This window comes from Micromonospora sp. NBC_01638 (assembly GCF_045209745.1).
Taxonomy (GTDB): Bacteria; Actinomycetota; Actinomycetes; order Mycobacteriales; family Micromonosporaceae; genus Micromonospora.
The window spans coordinates 6,830,154-6,846,832 of the sequence record NZ_CP109273.1; the positions used below are offsets into that span (position 1 = coordinate 6,830,154).

The following is a 16,679-nucleotide window of genomic DNA, read 5'->3' on the forward strand; positions in this document are numbered from 1 at the left end:
ACACCGGGTACCAACTCGTTCGCAGGCAGCGGGCAGACAGCTCGACGATTCACGACACGGCCGCGCGCATCGCGGCAGAAACGTGCATCTGTGACGGCCAGGGATGAGGCCGCAGAGACCGCTCCGGCGGACCGAACACAACCGCGCCGATGTACATTCCGCGTGTGGACCGTGTTCACCTTGCCCGCATCCTGCATTGGCCCGACAGCACCCGGCCCCAGTAGTGCGAGTCGGCGAATAGCCAACGCTCGTCGTGCGGTGCCTCGGCGGGCGCGGGCTCGCCCGCGAAGTACGCCGCCAACTCCGCGTCGCCTGCCCCGGCCAGCCAGCGCTGGGCCGCGCGCGGGCACCGGGCCGCACGGTCCGGCACGCCCAAGAGCAGCTGATAGCGCTGCATGAGCGGTGCCCCCGGCAGGTCGGTGACCGGCCATAGGGTGCCGATCACGCATCCTGCGCCGGCTCGCAGGAAGCCTGCGGGCAGGCCGACCGTCTCGTTCGGTAGCCGCCGGACGTCGGTCACGGCCGTCTGGCATTCCCGATATCCACCGCTTGCCACCGAATCGGATGGCACCCTGAACGCGGGGAGTGCGGTCGCGAGGCCGGGAGAGGCGGCATCGGGATCACGGTGAACGGCTTCTGATGCGTACCGCGTTGATCGTGTTGGCCGCGCTGGCGGCGGCCGTGGTCGTGGACCTGGTCTCCGGCGTGCTGATCCGCCGGGGTGCCCGTGGCCGCTACAAGTGGCTGCTGGAGCCGCTGCGGCACGCCTGCCGCCGCCCGGCGGCCGCGGTCCTGCTGGTCGGGGCGCTGTACTACGCGCTGCCGCCCGGACCGGTCCGGTGGCAGGGTTATCTGCGGCACGCCATCCTGCTGGTCTTGGTCGCCGTCGGTGCGTGGCTGGTGATCAAGGCATTGCAGGTCGCCGAAGCGGTCGCGTTCAGCCAGCTGCCGAGCGATCCGGTCACGAGCCGGCGGGTCCGGCGGGCCCGGACCCAGATCCGCCCGGTGCGGCGGTTCACGGTGGCCGTTGTCACGGTCCTCGCGGTCGGCCTGATCCTGATCACCTTCCGGCCGGTACGCCTCTTCGGCGTCTCCATTCTGACCTCGGCTGGGGTGGTCGGCGCGGTGATCGGCCTCTCCGCCCGAACCGCGCTCGGCAACGCGTTCTCCGGCATCCAGGTCGCCTTCGCCGACGGGCTGCACGTCGGCGACGTGCTGGTGGTGGACGGCGAATGGGGCCGGGTCGAGGAGGTGAAGCTGACCAACGTGGTGATCCGGCTCTGGGACGACCGGATGCTCATCCTGCCGACCACGTACTTCACCGAGCGGCCGTTCCAGAACTGGACCCGGAACGAGACGCGGGTGATCGGCAAGATCCAGATCCATGTCGACCACACCGCCGACCTGGACGACCTCCGCCGGGAGGCACGCCGACTGGTCGAGTCCTCACCGCTGTGGGATCGAGACCGGTGGGTGCTCCAGATGGTCGACGCCACCCCGCAGACCGTGGTCATCCAGGTGCAGGCCTCGGCCGCGGACGGCGCCAGCGCCTGGGACCTGCGCTGCGACCTACGCGAGGGACTGATCCGCTACCTACGCGACCAGCACCCCCAGTGGCTGCCCCGCACCCGCAACCAGTACCAGCCCTGACCGGCGGGTCCGGCGTGGCCGCTCGGGCGCCGATGAATGAGTCGGCGCCTACCGGGGACCTTCGTCTTCACCCGGCAGCCCTACGACTCGGCGACGCCGGTGCCCGGCGGTGTCGACCCGGCCGCTTGGCGGGTCGGCTGACCCATGAACGCACTGATCTCGGCAGAGTCGGGCGGTAGCGGCTAGTGGGCGCGCGGTCGGCGGCAGATGTGCGCACCTGGTCATGAAGTCGTCCATCGACGGTGGCGGAGGGACGCCTGCGCCCGGCGATCGGCGTCACGCGCTGGACCACCGCAACCACTTCCCGTCCCTGCTGGCCCAGATGCGGCACGTCTTCGGGCACGACGCCCTGACGGTGGTCTGGGCCCTTCCGCGTCCCGGGTTGGCACCTGAGCGCCTTCGCCGTGATCCACGTCCGTATAGCGCGTTGATCAACGGGATCCCTAGGGTGGCGCCGCCCTGCGATCATCGGTGCCATGCGCAAGATTGCCGTGACGCTGGCCGCTGTCCTGCTGGCGTCGGGGTGCACCGGCGAACGCGCCGGCACGAGCACCTCGGCATCACCCTCGGTACCCTCCGCGACCGCCGCCAGTGGGTCGCCCGAAGCCGTCGTTACCAAGGCGCCGGCACCGGCCTGGCGCCTGGCCACGCTGCCGGAGCTGGCCGGGCCGACCAGCGTGCTGTGGGACGTCGTGTCGGTGGACGCCACGCACGCGTGGGCCGTCGGCAGCGAGGCCTACTCGCCCGAACAGCCGAACGACACCGGCATCCCGTTGATCCTCCAGTGGGACGGGACGCGCTGGGCACGCGCGGCGCTGCCGGCGATCGCGTGGCACGGTCGGTTCGACCTCGTCGCGGCCGACTCGCCCTCGAACGTCTGGGCGGTTGGCAGCACGGCCGCCGCCGTCCCGGAGGACCAGGTGACGCACGTCCTGCACTACGACGGGACCGCCTGGCGCGAGGTGCCGTTCGCGCGGGGCAACAGCAAGAGCTACGCGCTGATCACCGGACTCACCGTCGTCGGTGGACACGCCTGGGTGGTGGGCAATCACCAAAGCGAGGTGATCATCGAGCAGTGGGACGGCCGGTCCTGGCGGTCGCACCAGTCGCCCGCCGAATGCCGCACCGGCGGCACGTCCTTCGGTGGCATGCCGAACTTCTGCACCCTCACCGCGATCAAGGCCTTTCGCTCGGATGACGTCTGGGCCGCCGGCAACGGCGCATGGAAGGGGTTCAAGGGCCCGCTGCTCTTTCACTGGAACGGCTCAGGCTGGCGTACGGTCCAGGTGGGCATCAACGAACAGGAGTCCTCGTTCGAAGCGCTCGCGGGTCGCTCGTCCGGCGAGCTGTGGGCGGTCGGCGACGGTGGGTTGGCCGTGCGCGGCGGCGGTGGATCCTTCGAGATGCTCCGGGACGCGCCGAGTGGCGCGCTGCCCGACGTGGCGACCGACCCGGCCGGACTGCCGTGGCTGATCGAGAACTCCCCGGCACCGAGCGCGGCGCTCGCCGCGTACAGCACGGGCGCGTGGGTCGGCATGCCCGCGCCGCAGCCGCCGGACGCGGTCGGCATGAGCCTGCACGGGATCGCCGGGACCCCGGGCAGCCCGCTGATGTTCGCGGTGGGAGCGGCCGATCTCCCCACCACCCCGCGCTACCTGAGGGCGGTCGTGCTCGAGTACGTGCCAGGCCCGTCGACCGGATCGCGCGCCTGACCCGGTCCAATGCGACCATCCTGGCCGGTTTTGCAGGGTAACGTCATGCGGCGTGTCGCGGCTGACGGCCTCCCACTCGGGAAGATCGCGCTGGCCGTGCCGGTGCGGCTGCGGGCCACGCTGGGGGTGGAGAGCTCGCCGAGGCGCCCTACCCGACGCGACGGGACTGAAAAAATCTCTGGCTCGACGCCGAGCGGCACATGGATCTCTACGATGTGGAGCCACCTCATCGGGCCTTGTCCAAATGCACTCATATCGGCAGATCCGGTCGGTCGGCGAGACCGCGCGGATCGCGGCAGATGTGCGCACCTGACCTTGTTCGAGCGGCCAGTGATCGGACATTGGAGCTACTCGCGCAGAGGAGATTTCGTTCGCTTCTCTTGCTGCCCCTTGATCAGGATTAGGGCGAGCAGCGTGCGCGCATGATGGGCACACCGGGACCGGTCAGATCGTCGCAGTAGACGTGGCGGCCTGCCATGGCCATCGTGATCGCGAGCGTTGTACCGCTGACAAGCGGACCCGCGCCGGTCGCGAAGGGCCCATCGGTCGCTTCCAGGCGTAGCCCCTTGGCGGTGCTGCGGCTGGCGACGGTGAAGTCCCGGCTGGCGTAGAAGCGGGCGACCTCGGTGACGGCTTGCACCGGGGGTGTGTGAGGCAGTCCGAGGGGCCGGCGGATGTCCTGTCCGTGCACGATGACCTCGCCCAGCCATGCGGCGGTATGCCCGGTCGCTGCCGTGGTGCTGGTGATGACGCGACGGAATCGTTCGAGGGTTTCGGCGGGCGTCGCGCCGCGGTGCTCGACCAGCCGGCGCTGGTTGTGCAGATCGGAGTCGAAGCGTGCGCCCAGGATGCTGGTCAGCCAGCGCACGGTACCGGTGCTCGCCGCTGCGCTCAGGTGGGCGACGACCTCTTCAACGATCCAGTTCCCACACAGTGAGGGCTGCGCCCATTGGGTGTCGTCGAGCTCGGCGAGGTCGTCGGCGAGGGCGGCGCGCTCCGCGTGAGTGGCGGACCAAAGTGCATCACGTGCGGCGGCGGCGTCGGCCAACGGGGGCTCCAGTGGCTGGGTGGCTGTGCTGGGAATGGCCTGGCGCATACGCCGAAGTCATCGGTCGGATTGTACTGATCTCTTGGATCACTCCGAGAACCCCGGGACCTATCTCAGCCGGGTGCACTCACCTCGGCATGTCCGGGAGCTGGGCGGCCCAACTCGCTCTGGCGCTCCGTAGCGCGCTGATCGCGGCAGTACATCCAATCTTGCTGTTTGGTCGAGCGCTACGGGCGATCGGGCAACTCGTTGTCAACATCCACGACCAAGTCGATTGCTGGTCGGCTCGCCGTCGTGCGTCGGACGCAGTGCGCCAGCGTGCGCGGCGGCCAGCGTGACTCGTACCGCCTGGTCAGCGGTCGCCTCGTCGACTGGCTCGGCGTTGATGAGCAGACGCAGGTAGATCGGCGCGGCGAGGGTCTTGAACAGTTCGGCCGCATCGGTGTCTGGGGCGAGTTCGCCGCGCTCGACGGCGCGGGTGACCACCGGTTCGGCTCTGGCGAGCCGGTCGTCGAACACGTGCCGCCGAGCCGCGGCGATCTGCGGAAGATGGGCCGCCCCGGTGAACATGGCAGCAAGGATGGCCTGTCCGGTCGGACTGGTGAACGTCTGCACGAGCGAACGCGCCAGCGCCCGCAGATCGGTCTCTATCGCTCCGGTGTCGGGAACGGGGATGTCGGCGGCCAGGTGCTCCGCTAGGGCGTCGACGAGCAAACTGTCACGATCCATCCAGCGGCGGTACACCGTCGTCTTATGTACGCCGGCGCGCTGTGCGACGTTCTCGACGCTTAACGCGGCGTAGCCCTTGTCCAGGAGCTCGGCGAGCGCGGCGGCGTGGACCGCGGCGCGCACCTTGGCGCCACGCCCGATCGGTCGGGCGGCGGACTGGGCGGACTGGGCGGACTGGGCGGACTGCATTGCAACTCCAAGTTGCGATAATCCGACACGGATGGCACGATGAGCCTATCGCAACTTGGAGTTGCATAGATCGACGGTCTCCCGTGAGGTGTGCACAACATGCGGAACTCTCCCTCTTGGACGATGCGTACTATTCCCGACCAGTCCGGACGCGTCGCCGTGGTGACCGGAGCCAACAGCGGCATCGGCTATGTCACCGCCCGCGAACTGGCCCGCCGTCGCGCACACGTGGTGCTGGCCTGCCGCGACCCCGAACGCGGTCAAGCTGCGCTCGCCCGCATGCACAGCGAGGTACCCGACGCTCACCTGGAACTGCGCCAGGTAGACCTGGGCAGCCTGACGTCCATCCGCACGTTCGCGGCCGAATGGGACCACGGTCGACTGGACCTGCTGATCAACAACGCCGGGGTGGCGATGGTGCCCTTTGCCTTGACCACGGACGGGTTCGAGTCGCAGTTCGGCATCAACCACCTCGGCACCTTCGCCCTGACCGGCTTGCTGCTGCCGGAGCTGCTCGCCGCACCCGAACCACGGGTGGTCACCGTCAGCAGCGAAGGGCAGCGCTTTGCCCGTTTCGACCTGGGCAACCTCAACGCCGAACGCCGCTACCGGACGGCCTTCGCCTACGTGCAGTCCAAACGGGCCAACCTCTACTTCGCTACGGAACTGCAGCGCCGGGCAGACGCCGCCGGGCTAAAGCTGCGCAGCATCGCCGTCGCGCCCGGACTCACCCGCACCAACGTGCTCACCGGCGGCGCCAATAGCGGCAGAGGACGGCTCTACGCGACCGTCACACGTCTGCTCGTGCGCATTGCCTTCCGACCAACTCCGGAAGGAGCGAAGACCTCCCTGTACGCCGCGACCGCACCGGACCTGCCCGGCGGCAGCTACATCGTCCCCGACGGCCTGCTGCAACTGCGCGGTGAACCGACCCGCCGAACGCGTGAACACGCCATCCACGACACCGACACAGCCAATCGCCTGTGGCACCTCTCCGAACACCTCACCGGCGTCACCTACGAACTGTTCACCGCCGCAGCGACGCGCCAGCCGTAGCCTTCTCGCGCTCGCGACGCCGGTCTCACCCCGGCCATGTCGACAAAGCATGAAATCGGTTCTTGGTTCGCCGGCTTCTCCTCGTGCAGCCTCCCCAAGGTGCCCGCGCCCGGACGCACTGTCATCGACATGAGCGGAAGGCGCCAGTGCTGACGCCTTCGGGTTCGCCGAAGAGGTCTCCCAGTAAGAAGCCTGGCCAGAAGGTTGCCGGTGGGATTTGGGTTCCAGCTCACGGGACCCGTACCGACGCCACTGCGACGACAGCCAGAGCCGTGCATCGATGCGGGCTGTCCTCGTGATTGGCGCAGGCAGGCCTCAGTTCAACAGCCGGCACCAGCCAGTCGGGAGGCTGGAGGCTTGACCTCTTCGGTATCCACTGGGAGGTCACGCCGCACCGCTCAATCTCCATCACCGCAGGTCAAAGCCCCTCGTCTCCGTCCGGCATCTGTGAGCACTTCGGGCGCGGAGACCTCTTCGCCAACCTGCACCCAATCTGCTCCCAGTTGCAAGGCCAGGCCAATTAACGACCCCTTACCGCCTTGACCTGCACACACTCCCCTGCCAGGCGACATAGAGAGTTGTCGACCACTGTGCAGAACCGCGGAGCACTCCGCGGTGAAACAGGACGCTGCACCCCCTCTGACGCGAAGATTCCCCTTCGCGTCAGAGGTTGGTTCGCTTCACGATGCCTTCTCCAGGGTGACGCTGTACCCCATGGCTTCGAGTTGATGGATGGCTCGTTTCTTGGATCGGTCCGGGTGAAGGCGGGTGAAGTAGTCGGCGCCGGGGTCGTCGTAGAAGGTGCCGGTGGTGCCCATGTGCCAGATCGCGATGAGCATGGAGTGCTGGATGGCCATGTTGGCCTTCTGCGGTCCACGGCGTGAGGCGATGCGCCGGTATCGGGCGCCGAGGTAGCTGCGCGGGTTCTGGGAGCACGCCATCGCCGCCGCCCCCAACGCTCCTTGTAGGTAGGGGTTGCCGGGTCGGGTTCGGCTGGACTTCACCTTGCCCGCCGATTCGTTGTTGCCGGGTGTCGTACCGGCCCACGAGGCCAGGTGCTTCGCAGTCGGGAAGCGAGTCATGTCGGCGCCGGTCTCGGCGATGATCACGTCGGCGGTCAGAATGCCGATGCCGGGGATGGAGCAGATCAGGTCACGGAAGCCCTGAAAGGGCTCCATCATCACCTCGATCCGCTCGGTGAGCCTGTTGATCGCTGCCGTATGCCAGTCGATCAGGTCCAGGTGCACGCGAGCGAGGAACGCATGGTGCTCGGTGAACCGGCCGTTCAACGCTTCGGTCAGCTGGGGGATCTTTGACCGGAGCCGACGCTTGGCCAGATCCGCGAGCGCGGCCGGATCCCTGTCACCAGCGATCAACGCCTCCAACATCGCCCGCCCAGACACTCCAAGGATGTCGGACGCGACCGCGGACAGCTTGATCCCGGCGTCCTCCAGCAACTTCTCCAGCCGCTGGACCTCCCGGCCACGTTCCCTCGTGATCGCCGTGCGTGCCCGGGTCAGATCCCGCAACTGACGGATCGGCTCGGGCGGTACGAACGACCCCCTCACCAGGCCGTGCGCACCGAGCTGAGCAAGCCAGGTCGCGTCCGCGACATCGGTCTTACGACCTGGCAGCGTCTTCACGTGCCGGGCGTTGACCAGCATGACCTCGAAGCCGGCGTCCTCAAGCAGGTAGTAGAACGGCTTCCAATAGTCGCTGGTCGCCTCCATCACCACACACGTCACCTGCTGATCGACGAGGTGGTCACGCAACGCGAGGATCTGGCTTGTCATCGACCCCCAGGTCGTGACCGTCTCAGTCGTCTTACGGCGACCAGCCCCCGCGATCCGCACGCACACCTTGGCGTCCTTCTTCGAGATGTCCATCCCGGCGCAGCGGGAGTGAACGACTTCCATCACCAGCCTCCTTCACACGCGGACCACGGCGTCCGTCGCGGGGAGGGCAGGGAGATTCGAAAGTCTGACGCTCGGGCTCACTGGCACCAATCCACGGTTCCCGTGGAAGCCCTCCGCCACCATGCTGACCTACAGGCTCATCAGCACCACAGAGCATTCGGGGTCGACCACGACGAACCCCATCACAATCCGCCCGAACACAGTCGGGCCGCAACCAGCAACCGGCGCCGAATCTTCGCACACCGTGGTGCGCCTCGAAGACGGCGCCGCGTTGCTGACCTGTAGAAACGAGAAGCCGCAGGTGTGGGCAGGTGCAGTTGAGCGCCGTTGTGCGCTATTGGATGCAGTTCAACGCCGTTCAGGACACCCGGCTGCTCCCACCCTGCTCCCGACCAGATCATCGTGCCGCACCAGGGCGAGATTATCGAGCGCGGCGACCACGAGGAGTTGATGGTGCTCGACGGCCGGTACGCCGCACTGGTGCGACGGCAGACCCCGCGGTCGGCCAGCCAGTGCGGGCCAGGTAGCCGGCAGCCGCTAACCCGACCGGGGCGATGGCGCTCCCGGCGGACTCCGGCGGCATCGCCAACCGCATTGATCCCCATATCTACGCCGAATGACCGGAAACGGGGCAACCAAACGCCTCAGGAAGCCCTGGGAGTAGGGCCTGCCCCACCGGCGACATTCCCGCTCACCGGATGTCACCTGGATTTGCCGCTTCATAGGGTCGGAGGGAGCCATCGAGTTCGATTTCCTGTTCGTTACGGGGGTAGCCGCGTGAAGTTCTCCATCAAAAACCCGCCGGTCGTGAATGAGGGGTCGCCCGGGACGTTCTCCCGGATCGCCGACGTCGACGCGCTGCGCGCCGTGGCGCTGCTCCTCATCCTGATTGTCAACATCGCCTTCTTCACCTCCGGCTATTCCTTCCATCTGGTTCCGGATCCCGCTCACGACTCGTGGGGCGACCAGGCGGTCCGGTGGCTGGTCGAGTTGCTCTTCGCGATGAAGGCGTACCTGCTCTTCTCCTTCCTGTTCGGCTACAGCTTCACGCTCCAACTCGACTCCGCCGCGCGGCGCGGCGTCGACTTCGCCCCACGGTTCCGGCGACGGCTGGCCGGGCTCTTCGTGCTCGGCATCCTGCACGCGGTGCTGCTGTTCCAGGGCGACATCCTGACCACGTACGCATTGCTCGGTCTGGTCCTGCTCGCCATGCGACGAGTCGCCGTCGGCAGCGCCCTGCGCGCTGCCGTACTGCTGACCGGCGGGATCGGCTTCGTCCTCGCGCTCGCCGCCACGGGCGGGACCCAGCTGGTCACCGATCCGGCGGCGGCACTCGCGGCGGGGCAGCGGTCCACCGAGGCACTACAGGGCGGGATCGACTCGGTGATCACCGAGCACGTACGCCAGCTGCCGGCGATGTTCGGCACGCTCCTCGTGCAGGGGCCGCTCGCTCTCTCGGCCTTCCTCTTCGGTTACGCGGCGGGGCGGCGCCGGCTACTCACCGACGTCGTCGGGAACCGGCAGCTCCTGCGCCGGGTGCAGCGGCTGGGCTATCCGGTCGGCCTGGCCGGTGCGGTGATCTTCGCGTCGGGCGGGGGCAGCGCCAACCTGACCGGGCTGACGGCGGGCGTACTCACCGCGCCGCTGCTCGCCGCCGCGTACGCCGCCACCCTTCTCCACTTCTTTCAGACCAACCGGGGACGGCGGGTAGTCGCCGTACTCGCGCCGGCCGGACGGATGTCCCTGTCGAACTACCTGGGTCAATCGCTGCTCTGTGTGCTGGTCTTCACCGGCGTCGGATTAGGCCTCGCCGGCACCGTCGCACCTGCGGTCGTCCTCCTCATCGCGGTCGCCATCTACAGTGCGCAGCTCGCCGCCAGCGCGGCGTGGATGGCTCGGTTCCGGTACGGACCGGTGGAGTGGCTGTTGCGGGCCTGGACCGAGCAGCGGTGGCCACGGCTCCGCGCCGCCGACCCGGTCTGACGGTTCCAGCAGGACGATCAGGCATATTTGCCGGTGGTCTGCTCTAGCCGCAGGACACCGGCGAAGGGCTGGGACGACGGGGGAACGCAATGGTGAACACCGGATGGGCGTCCGGCCGAGAGGGCCACGGCGGTAGCCGGGCTCAGATCAACCGACTCGTGTAGCCAGCCGCCACCAGGCGACCGAACGCCGCCCGCACCTCGTCCGGAATCTCCTGCGGGATCGCGAATCCGCGCTCCGCGTCCACCTCGATCCGCTGTGTGTCGCCCACCAGCATGTCCACCACCCGCCGGGAGTCGCCGATGCTGCGCATGTAGTCGTCCAGTACGAGTGGGTCGACGCGCACACCACATCGACCTCCGGCCACATCAGCCTGCAGGTGGCGTAGGCCCGACGCTGCTGGTTCGCTGGGCGTTCGGGTCATTGAGTCAGCGACGCACGAAGCCGACCCGGGCTCCGTAGCAGCGATAGGGATCGGTCTCATTCGTCCACGGGGCCACAGGTAGCAGGAGGTCGCCATCCAGGCGCTATACGAGCCGAACTCGCGGATCTCGCTGGCCAAAAGCCATCCCGGGCGGGGAAGAGCGGCTCGTATCGGCCGGGATCGAGGCCCAGCACCATCAACCGTATCGAGGCAAGAAGCGCGCCGACGTACGGCTCGGGGAACCTGTCGCGGGTACCGCACCGACCGGACCCCTGCAGGTGCCCCGAGGCCTGGGGCTGTACCGGGTGAGGCGCATCGGTGACGGCGCCCTCGCCTACGGCGGACAGACCGCTGAGCTGAGACGCCGGATCGGTCAGCTTTGCGTGCCGGAGGGGCGACACGGACTGACGCCCCACAACCAATCATCGTCGCGGCGATGCTTTGGCTCGCGTAGACCCATCGAGTCGCTGACCTCTTCGGGTTCACCGAAGAGGTCACCACAAAGGATGCGCTGGCCACGGCGTCGCGAGTGGGATCGGTGTCTCAGTTAGCGGGACCAGCTACCGCTCCGGCGCGGCAGGGCTCAGGCAAGGTAGGCCTATGCCCGTTTCAGGTTTATTCCGAGCAGTTGTAGTGGTCGGTAGGGGTTTCGGCTGTTATGGCGTAGGGCTTTGGCGATGGCGGTGGTGCCGGTCAGGCGTAGCAGGCTGATCGCGGTGTTGTGCAGGGTGGCCATGACTCGGGGTGCGTTGCCGGTGCGCAGGCGGCTGGCGTCTTCGCAGGGTGGCGATCGCGGTCTCGTCGACGTCGGTGATCGTCCAGCCGACGGTGAACTTCACCGTGCGCCACAGCCGGTTCATCTGCTCCAGGTGTTGCAGCAGGTCGTGGGTGGCACCGGCGCCGTCGACCCGCACGAGGATCTTGCGCTGGTACCGGACCGGCAGTTGCGTGACCGCTTCACCGAGGACGCGGATGTGGTCGGCGACGGTGTTCGAGCCGGCATTACCCGGGCGTAGCAGCATGGCCAGACTCTCGCCGGTGTTCGCGCACCACGCCCCCAGCGGGTGGAACCCGAAGCCACGCTTGAACGTGGCCGCCGCGCCCTGCTTGTCCGAGTGGGCGGTGATCAAAGTGGCGTCCAGGTCGATGACCACCCACCCCGACAGCAGTTTCCCGGCCACGCTCAGCCACGGGAAACCGTTCGGCCGGCGGGCGAGCAGATCCCACACCCGGGCGCGGACCTTCGCCCGGGCCTTGCCGATCCGGCGCAGCCCGGCCTCGTCCAGCCCCACAAGGGCACGACGCACGGTCGCCTCCGACGGCGGATCAGCGAATACCAGAGCCTGATGGGCGAGAAGCCTTATATCCGACATACTGGTCGCGCCGAGCACGATCGCGACCGCCAGCGACACCAGGACCGTGCCCCGATCCCACCAGCCCGGCCCCCCACCTCGGGGTAGCACCCGGTTCACGGCCCCGGTCAACCCGGTCCGGTCCGCGCACTGCCGCAGCAGGACCGCACCCGCATGACCCACCAAACCCTTGCCACCCGCGGCTACCTGCAGCCGCTGATCCCACCCGCTACCCTTGCTCACCAGAAAGGTGCACCCGCTTCTACTGTGGATATGGCCTAAGCAATCACATCCTCGCAGGTCGGGTGCACCTTTCCTTCATCACACTCGATGAATCAAATCCCCTCTGAATGGGGGAGGCTGGCAAGACCCACCTGTCCATCGGCCTGGGGATCCGGGCCTGCCAGGCCGGACACCGGGTCGCGTTCGCCACCGCCGCCCAGTGGGTGTCGCGCCTTGCAGACGCCCACCACGCCGGGCGTCTGCAAGACGAACTGGTGAAACTCAGCCGGATCCCGCTCCTGATCGTCGACGAGGTCGGCTACATCCCCTTCGAAGCCGAAGCGGCGAACCTGTTCTTCAGCTGGTCTCCAACCGCTACGAACGAGCCTCACTGATCGTCACATCGAACAAGCCCTTCGGCCGGTGGGGCGAAGTCTTCGGAGACGACGTCGTCGCCGCAGCCATGATCGACCGGCTCGTCCACCACGCCGAAGTCGTCTCCATGAAGGGCGACAGCTACCGGCTCAAAGACCGCGACCTCGGCCGCGTCCCCGCAGCCACCAAGACCAACGACTGAACATCAACAACCAGCGAGGGGGTCAAAATTCGGCCGGAACAGAGGGGTCAACTTTCAGCCGGCGTTGACATGATGACGCCTTCGGGTTCGCCGAAGGGGTCTTCCAGCAAGAAGCCCTGGTCAGAAGGTTGCTGGTGGGACTTGAGTCTCAGCTCCCGGGATCCATACCGACGGCACCACGGACGGCCCGGAGCGGTACGTCGACGCGGCGAACTCTCTCGATCGCGCCTGAGGGGCTCTACGACAACAGCCGGCACCGGCCAGGCGATGACCAGCAAAGACATCCCAGGAGCTTGAGTGTCAAGCAGCGGCTTGGGTGAGGTGGTGCGACCAGGCGGTGGTCTCGTCGTAGCGGGTGCCGGTTTTGAGGCATCCGTGGAGGATGCCGACGAGGCGGTTGGCGAGTTGGCGCAGGGCGGCGTTGTGGCTGACGCCGCGGGCGCGTTGCTGGTCGTAGTAGGCGCGGGCGCCGAGCGAGTTCCGCAACGAGGTGAACGCCTGGGTCATCAGGGCGTCGACGAGCCGGTCGTTGTGCACGAACCGGGCCATGACGGTTCTCTTCTTCCCGGACGCGCGGGTGATCGGGCTGGTCGCCGCGTAGTTCTTGCGGGCCTTCGCAGAGGTGTAGCGGTCGTGGTCGTCGCCGAACTCGGCGAGCACCCGGGCGCCGAGGATCGTCCCGAGTCCCGGCTGGGACCCGATGATCTCAGCGTCCGGGTGCCGGCCAAAATGGGTCTCCACCTGCCCGTGTAGAGCGGTGACCTGCTCGTTGAGCGTGCCCAGCACAGCGACCAGCGCCCGTACAGTCACGGCGTAGGCGGCGGTGACCACGGCCGGCTGGCCCAGGTGCTCGGCACGCAGGGCGGCCTGTATCGCGGTGGCTTTGGCCGGAACCTCGCGGCGGCGGGCGCGTTTGAGCGCCGCGCTGATCTGGCCGAGACTCAACCGGGCGGCAGCAGCCGGGTCCGGGGCCTTGGCCAACAGTTCCAGAGTGTCACCGGCGTCGAGGTCCTCGAACGCGTCCAACGCGGCCGGGAAGTACTCCCGCAACGCGTGCCGCAGCCGCTGACCCGCGCGGGTGCGTTCCCAGATCAGGGTCTTATGCATCCGGGTAACGACCTTGACCGCCTCCGCCTCGGCCGAGTTCCCGGCGATCGGCCGCAGCTGGTGCGAGTCAGTACGCACCATGTCGGCCAACATGTGCGCGTCCGCCGCCGCGTCGCTCTTGGCCCCGGACAGCGCCAGACGTTCCCGATAACGGGACACCTGCAACGGGTTCACCGGATACACCGTGTACCCGGCCGCGACCAGCGCCTGCACCCACGGGCCCCGATCCGTCTCGATCCCGATCTTCACCCGCGCGCAGACATCCTCGACGTCGATGTCATCACCGAGCGCCTGGCCGATCATCGCGTGCAGTCTGGCCATACCCGCCATGCCCTCCGGCAACCGGGCCTTGGACAGCCGCCGACCGGACGCGTCCATCACCTCAACATCGTGGTGGTCCTCCGCCCAGTCATCTCCCACGAACAGCAACACGTCTCCCGCCTCTCAAACCGATCACCGCAGGTAGCCAAGCGGAGAACCATCAGCGACCTAATGAAGCAGTACTCACGCCACCATCGGGCGGGCACGACATCCCATCAGCGATCAACTCTCCACACCGACCAACAGCGGCACGATCTTTGCTCAGGACTCCAACGTCCAGGCGGACGGAGTGCTCGTCTGCCGGCGGCTACTCACCCACCAGGAGTGTGCCGCGGATGGCTCACTCCCAGAACTCATTAGGTTGACCTCTTCGATCTTCTCTGGGAGCTCACGCCGGAACGCCCGTCCGCATCACCGCAGGTCAACGCCCGCCGCCCTGTCCAGCATCGGTGAGCACTTCGGGCGCGCTGACCACTTCGCCAACCTGCACCCAATCTGCTCTCAACTGCAAGGCCTGGCCACCCAGCAGCTCCTTACCACTGTGACCTGCGCGCACTCCCCCGCCAGGCAACATAGAGGACTATCGACTGCTGCCCGAAACCGCAGAGCACTCCGCGGTGAACCAGGACGCCGCACCCACTCTGACCTGCAGGAACGAGAAGGCGCAGGTGGGGGCAGGTGCGGTTGAGCGCCATTGTGCGCTATTGGATGCAGTTCAACGCCGTTCAGGACACCCGGCTGCTCCCGCCGTGCTCCCCCAATCCCGGGCCCGTGACCCTGGCGTCGCCCAGGCGCCTTGGGGCTCCGCTTCGGCACGTCTTCATCGAGCAGTGCGAGGCCGACGTTTAGTCAACGCGACCGGGGCTCCGAGGCGCAGCGCCCAGGGTCGGCGGCATGAGAGTGCGCTGTGTCCTGAGTGTTAGCGGTCGGCGTAAGCATGCCTGCGATGATCGTTGGGTCGGCACAGGAGAGGTCCCCATGATCAAGTGGCTCGACGATGTCTGGTCTCGGGCACACGCCGTGCAGATTGTCGAAGGCGGTGAGGACAGCGGTCCTCTTGCCGGTCGTGAAATTCTGGCCGAGCTCCCGGATGCCGGGTCGGTTGACGCGGCGCGCGTGTTGACCACGACGGGTCGCTTCATCGGTGACATCTGTCGTTGTCACGGTGGGCCGACGATCGTGCTCCGCGATGCGGCAGGCGAGGTGCTCGCCAGCGCTGCTTTGCATGGCCACGGCTCGGTCAGTTGGGAGCGGTCGCGGTTCCGTAGTGACCTCGTCGTGGCAGATCCTGGGGCGCTCCACCTGTTTCTGGCCGGGCTCGGTGTACCGGATCAGCTGACGTCATTCCTGGCGCCCTTGGCCGACTTGCTGAACCTGCAGGAGCGCCGCCCGCAGTTCCGGCCCACCGGGCGAGAGGGCAAGCGGTACCTGATTGAGCGTGGGGTTCCTAGCGTGCTGCATCCCGTGTTGGTCGCCGCCACCGGTCAGCAATGCGGCGAGCTGTCCGATACGCACGTCGACGATCTCCGGCGACGGCTCACCGCAGCCACGCCCTCAGCCACCGGCAGGGCGGCAATCCTGCTGTCCTGGCTGGGCCGGCTCCCCATTCCAGCAGAGGCATTCTGGGGCGAAGGTGTCCTGGTGCGGCAGTTACTCGCCGATCTCGCGCTGCCCGACATCGCGCCCGCAGCTGCCGAAACCCGCACCGGCGACGTCGCAACAGGGGTGGTCAACCTGGTCATGCACTCCGGCGACGACGGCACGCTGGCCACGGCCATCGGTCCGACGCTGCGTCAACTGTTCCCACCAGCACCAGCGCCGAAGACCACACGCTAGCCGTCAACCATCCACTCGGCGAACTGCTCGCGGACGCAGGTCGCCTACCCGCCATCAGGTACGCGCGACCGAGCGTTCCGCCCGCTCACCGGCATGAGCGTGCACGTCTGCCGAGGTAGCTTTTGCGAATGGATCGTGATCCGCTTGAAGACATGCCCGCCGAGTCCCGGACGGAACTGACGGCGGCTGTATGCGCCGCCATCGACGTCGATCCGGCCACTGCGGAGGACATCATTCGATCAACTGAGCCGTTTTGGGACGCGATGGGACGAGCCGGTGGCCTTGTGGACTCATGGGGCGGCGGCGAGTTCTGTTACGTCCTGCCGCGGGTCTTGTCGTTCGTCCAAACGACTGCCAACCCGTAGCGCACCCGGCGACCGTCCGTACCCTGTGATGGGCAGATCTGCAGCCTTGCGAACCGGCGGGCATAGCGCCCGCCTTGCGGTCTGCGGCCTTCGAGGGGGCGCGGGCCGCAAGGCGGGAGCGTGGTCAGGAGCTGCAGGCGTTGAGCATGCTCTGCGGGGCGGACTTCTCCGACGACTGCAACTTCAGGCTCC

At 67.7% G+C, this 16,679-nt stretch carries 11 protein-coding genes and 3 pseudogenes; 7 read left to right on the plus strand and 7 right to left on the minus strand.

Translation table 11 applies throughout. The features are described from left to right. Positions 1–175: 175 nt before the first annotated feature. Entirely contained in the window at positions 176–571 is a 396-nt protein-coding gene (locus OG811_RS31710; RefSeq protein WP_406071009.1) for a CHAT domain-containing protein, read from the minus strand. A gap of 68 nt (positions 572–639) precedes the next feature. Between OG811_RS31710 and OG811_RS31715 the strand changes: the two genes are divergently transcribed. Together OG811_RS31715 and OG811_RS31720 are read left to right on the plus strand one after the other, a co-directional pair. Further along, on the plus strand, positions 640–1,650 hold the full coding sequence (locus tag OG811_RS31715) for a mechanosensitive ion channel family protein (RefSeq protein ID WP_406071011.1): 1,011 nt from the start codon (positions 640–642) through the stop codon (positions 1,648–1,650). Positions 1,651–2,126: 476 nt separating this feature from the next. Then, positions 2,127–3,362: a hypothetical protein gene (locus OG811_RS31720; protein WP_406071012.1), complete on the plus strand. Its 1,236-nt coding sequence runs from the start codon at positions 2,127–2,129 to the stop codon at positions 3,360–3,362. Between the two features lie 400 nt (positions 3,363–3,762). Here the strand turns inward: OG811_RS31720 and OG811_RS31725 are convergent, their stop codons facing one another. Beyond that, positions 3,763–4,410 carry a maleylpyruvate isomerase family mycothiol-dependent enzyme gene (locus OG811_RS31725; RefSeq protein ID WP_406071013.1) on the minus strand — a complete coding sequence of 216 codons (648 nt, stop codon included), beginning with the start codon at positions 4,408–4,410 and terminating at the stop codon, positions 3,763–3,765. 252 nt (positions 4,411–4,662) lie between these two features. Next, positions 4,663–5,328: a TetR/AcrR family transcriptional regulator C-terminal ligand-binding domain-containing protein gene (locus tag OG811_RS31730; RefSeq protein ID WP_406071015.1), complete on the minus strand. Its 666-nt coding sequence runs from the start codon at positions 5,326–5,328 to the stop codon at positions 4,663–4,665. A gap of 99 nt (positions 5,329–5,427) precedes the next feature. On the opposite strand from OG811_RS31730, the gene OG811_RS31735 reads away from it, so the two are divergent. Further along, positions 5,428–6,384 (plus strand): oxidoreductase, encoded by a 957-nt coding sequence (locus OG811_RS31735; RefSeq protein WP_406071016.1) that lies wholly within the window; start codon positions 5,428–5,430, stop codon positions 6,382–6,384. A gap of 680 nt (positions 6,385–7,064) precedes the next feature. On the opposite strand, the gene OG811_RS31740 is transcribed toward OG811_RS31735, so the two are convergent. Beyond that, on the minus strand, positions 7,065–8,300 hold the full coding sequence (locus OG811_RS31740; protein WP_406069517.1) for an IS110 family transposase: 1,236 nt from the start codon (positions 8,298–8,300) through the stop codon (positions 7,065–7,067). A gap of 777 nt (positions 8,301–9,077) precedes the next feature. Between OG811_RS31740 and OG811_RS31745 the strand changes: the two genes are divergently transcribed. Further along, complete coding sequence (locus OG811_RS31745) at positions 9,078–10,283, plus strand: DUF418 domain-containing protein (protein ID WP_406071017.1); 1,206 nt, start codon at positions 9,078–9,080, stop codon at positions 10,281–10,283. A 142-nt stretch (positions 10,284–10,425) separates the two neighbouring features. Here OG811_RS31745 and OG811_RS31750 read toward each other — a convergent pair. Beyond that, positions 10,426–10,685, minus strand: a pseudogene (locus OG811_RS31750) (YdcF family protein); the annotation flags it as partial. An 819-nt stretch (positions 10,686–11,504) separates the two neighbouring features. After that, positions 11,505–12,302 (minus strand): annotated as a pseudogene (locus tag OG811_RS31755) (transposase); the annotation flags it as partial. Positions 12,303–12,409: 107 nt separating this feature from the next. Between OG811_RS31755 and OG811_RS31760 the strand changes: the two are divergent. Next, positions 12,410–12,858 (plus strand): annotated as a pseudogene (locus tag OG811_RS31760) (ATP-binding protein). Between the two features lie 300 nt (positions 12,859–13,158). Here OG811_RS31760 and OG811_RS31765 read toward each other — a convergent pair. Next, positions 13,159–14,394 carry an IS110 family transposase gene (locus tag OG811_RS31765; RefSeq protein ID WP_406075995.1) on the minus strand — a complete coding sequence of 412 codons (1,236 nt, stop codon included), beginning with the start codon at positions 14,392–14,394 and terminating at the stop codon, positions 13,159–13,161. Positions 14,395–15,264: 870 nt separating this feature from the next. Between OG811_RS31765 and OG811_RS31770 the strand changes: the two genes are divergently transcribed. Together OG811_RS31770 and OG811_RS31775 are read left to right on the plus strand one after the other, a co-directional pair. After that, a complete protein-coding gene (locus OG811_RS31770; RefSeq protein ID WP_406071018.1) occupies positions 15,265–16,122 on the plus strand; it encodes a hypothetical protein in 858 nt (285 codons plus the stop codon). Between the two features lie 128 nt (positions 16,123–16,250). After that, the gene (locus OG811_RS31775; protein WP_406071020.1) at positions 16,251–16,487 is read left to right on the plus strand and encodes a hypothetical protein; all 237 of its coding nucleotides are present in this window, start codon (positions 16,251–16,253) and stop codon (positions 16,485–16,487) included. Positions 16,488–16,679: the final 192 nt, after the last annotated feature.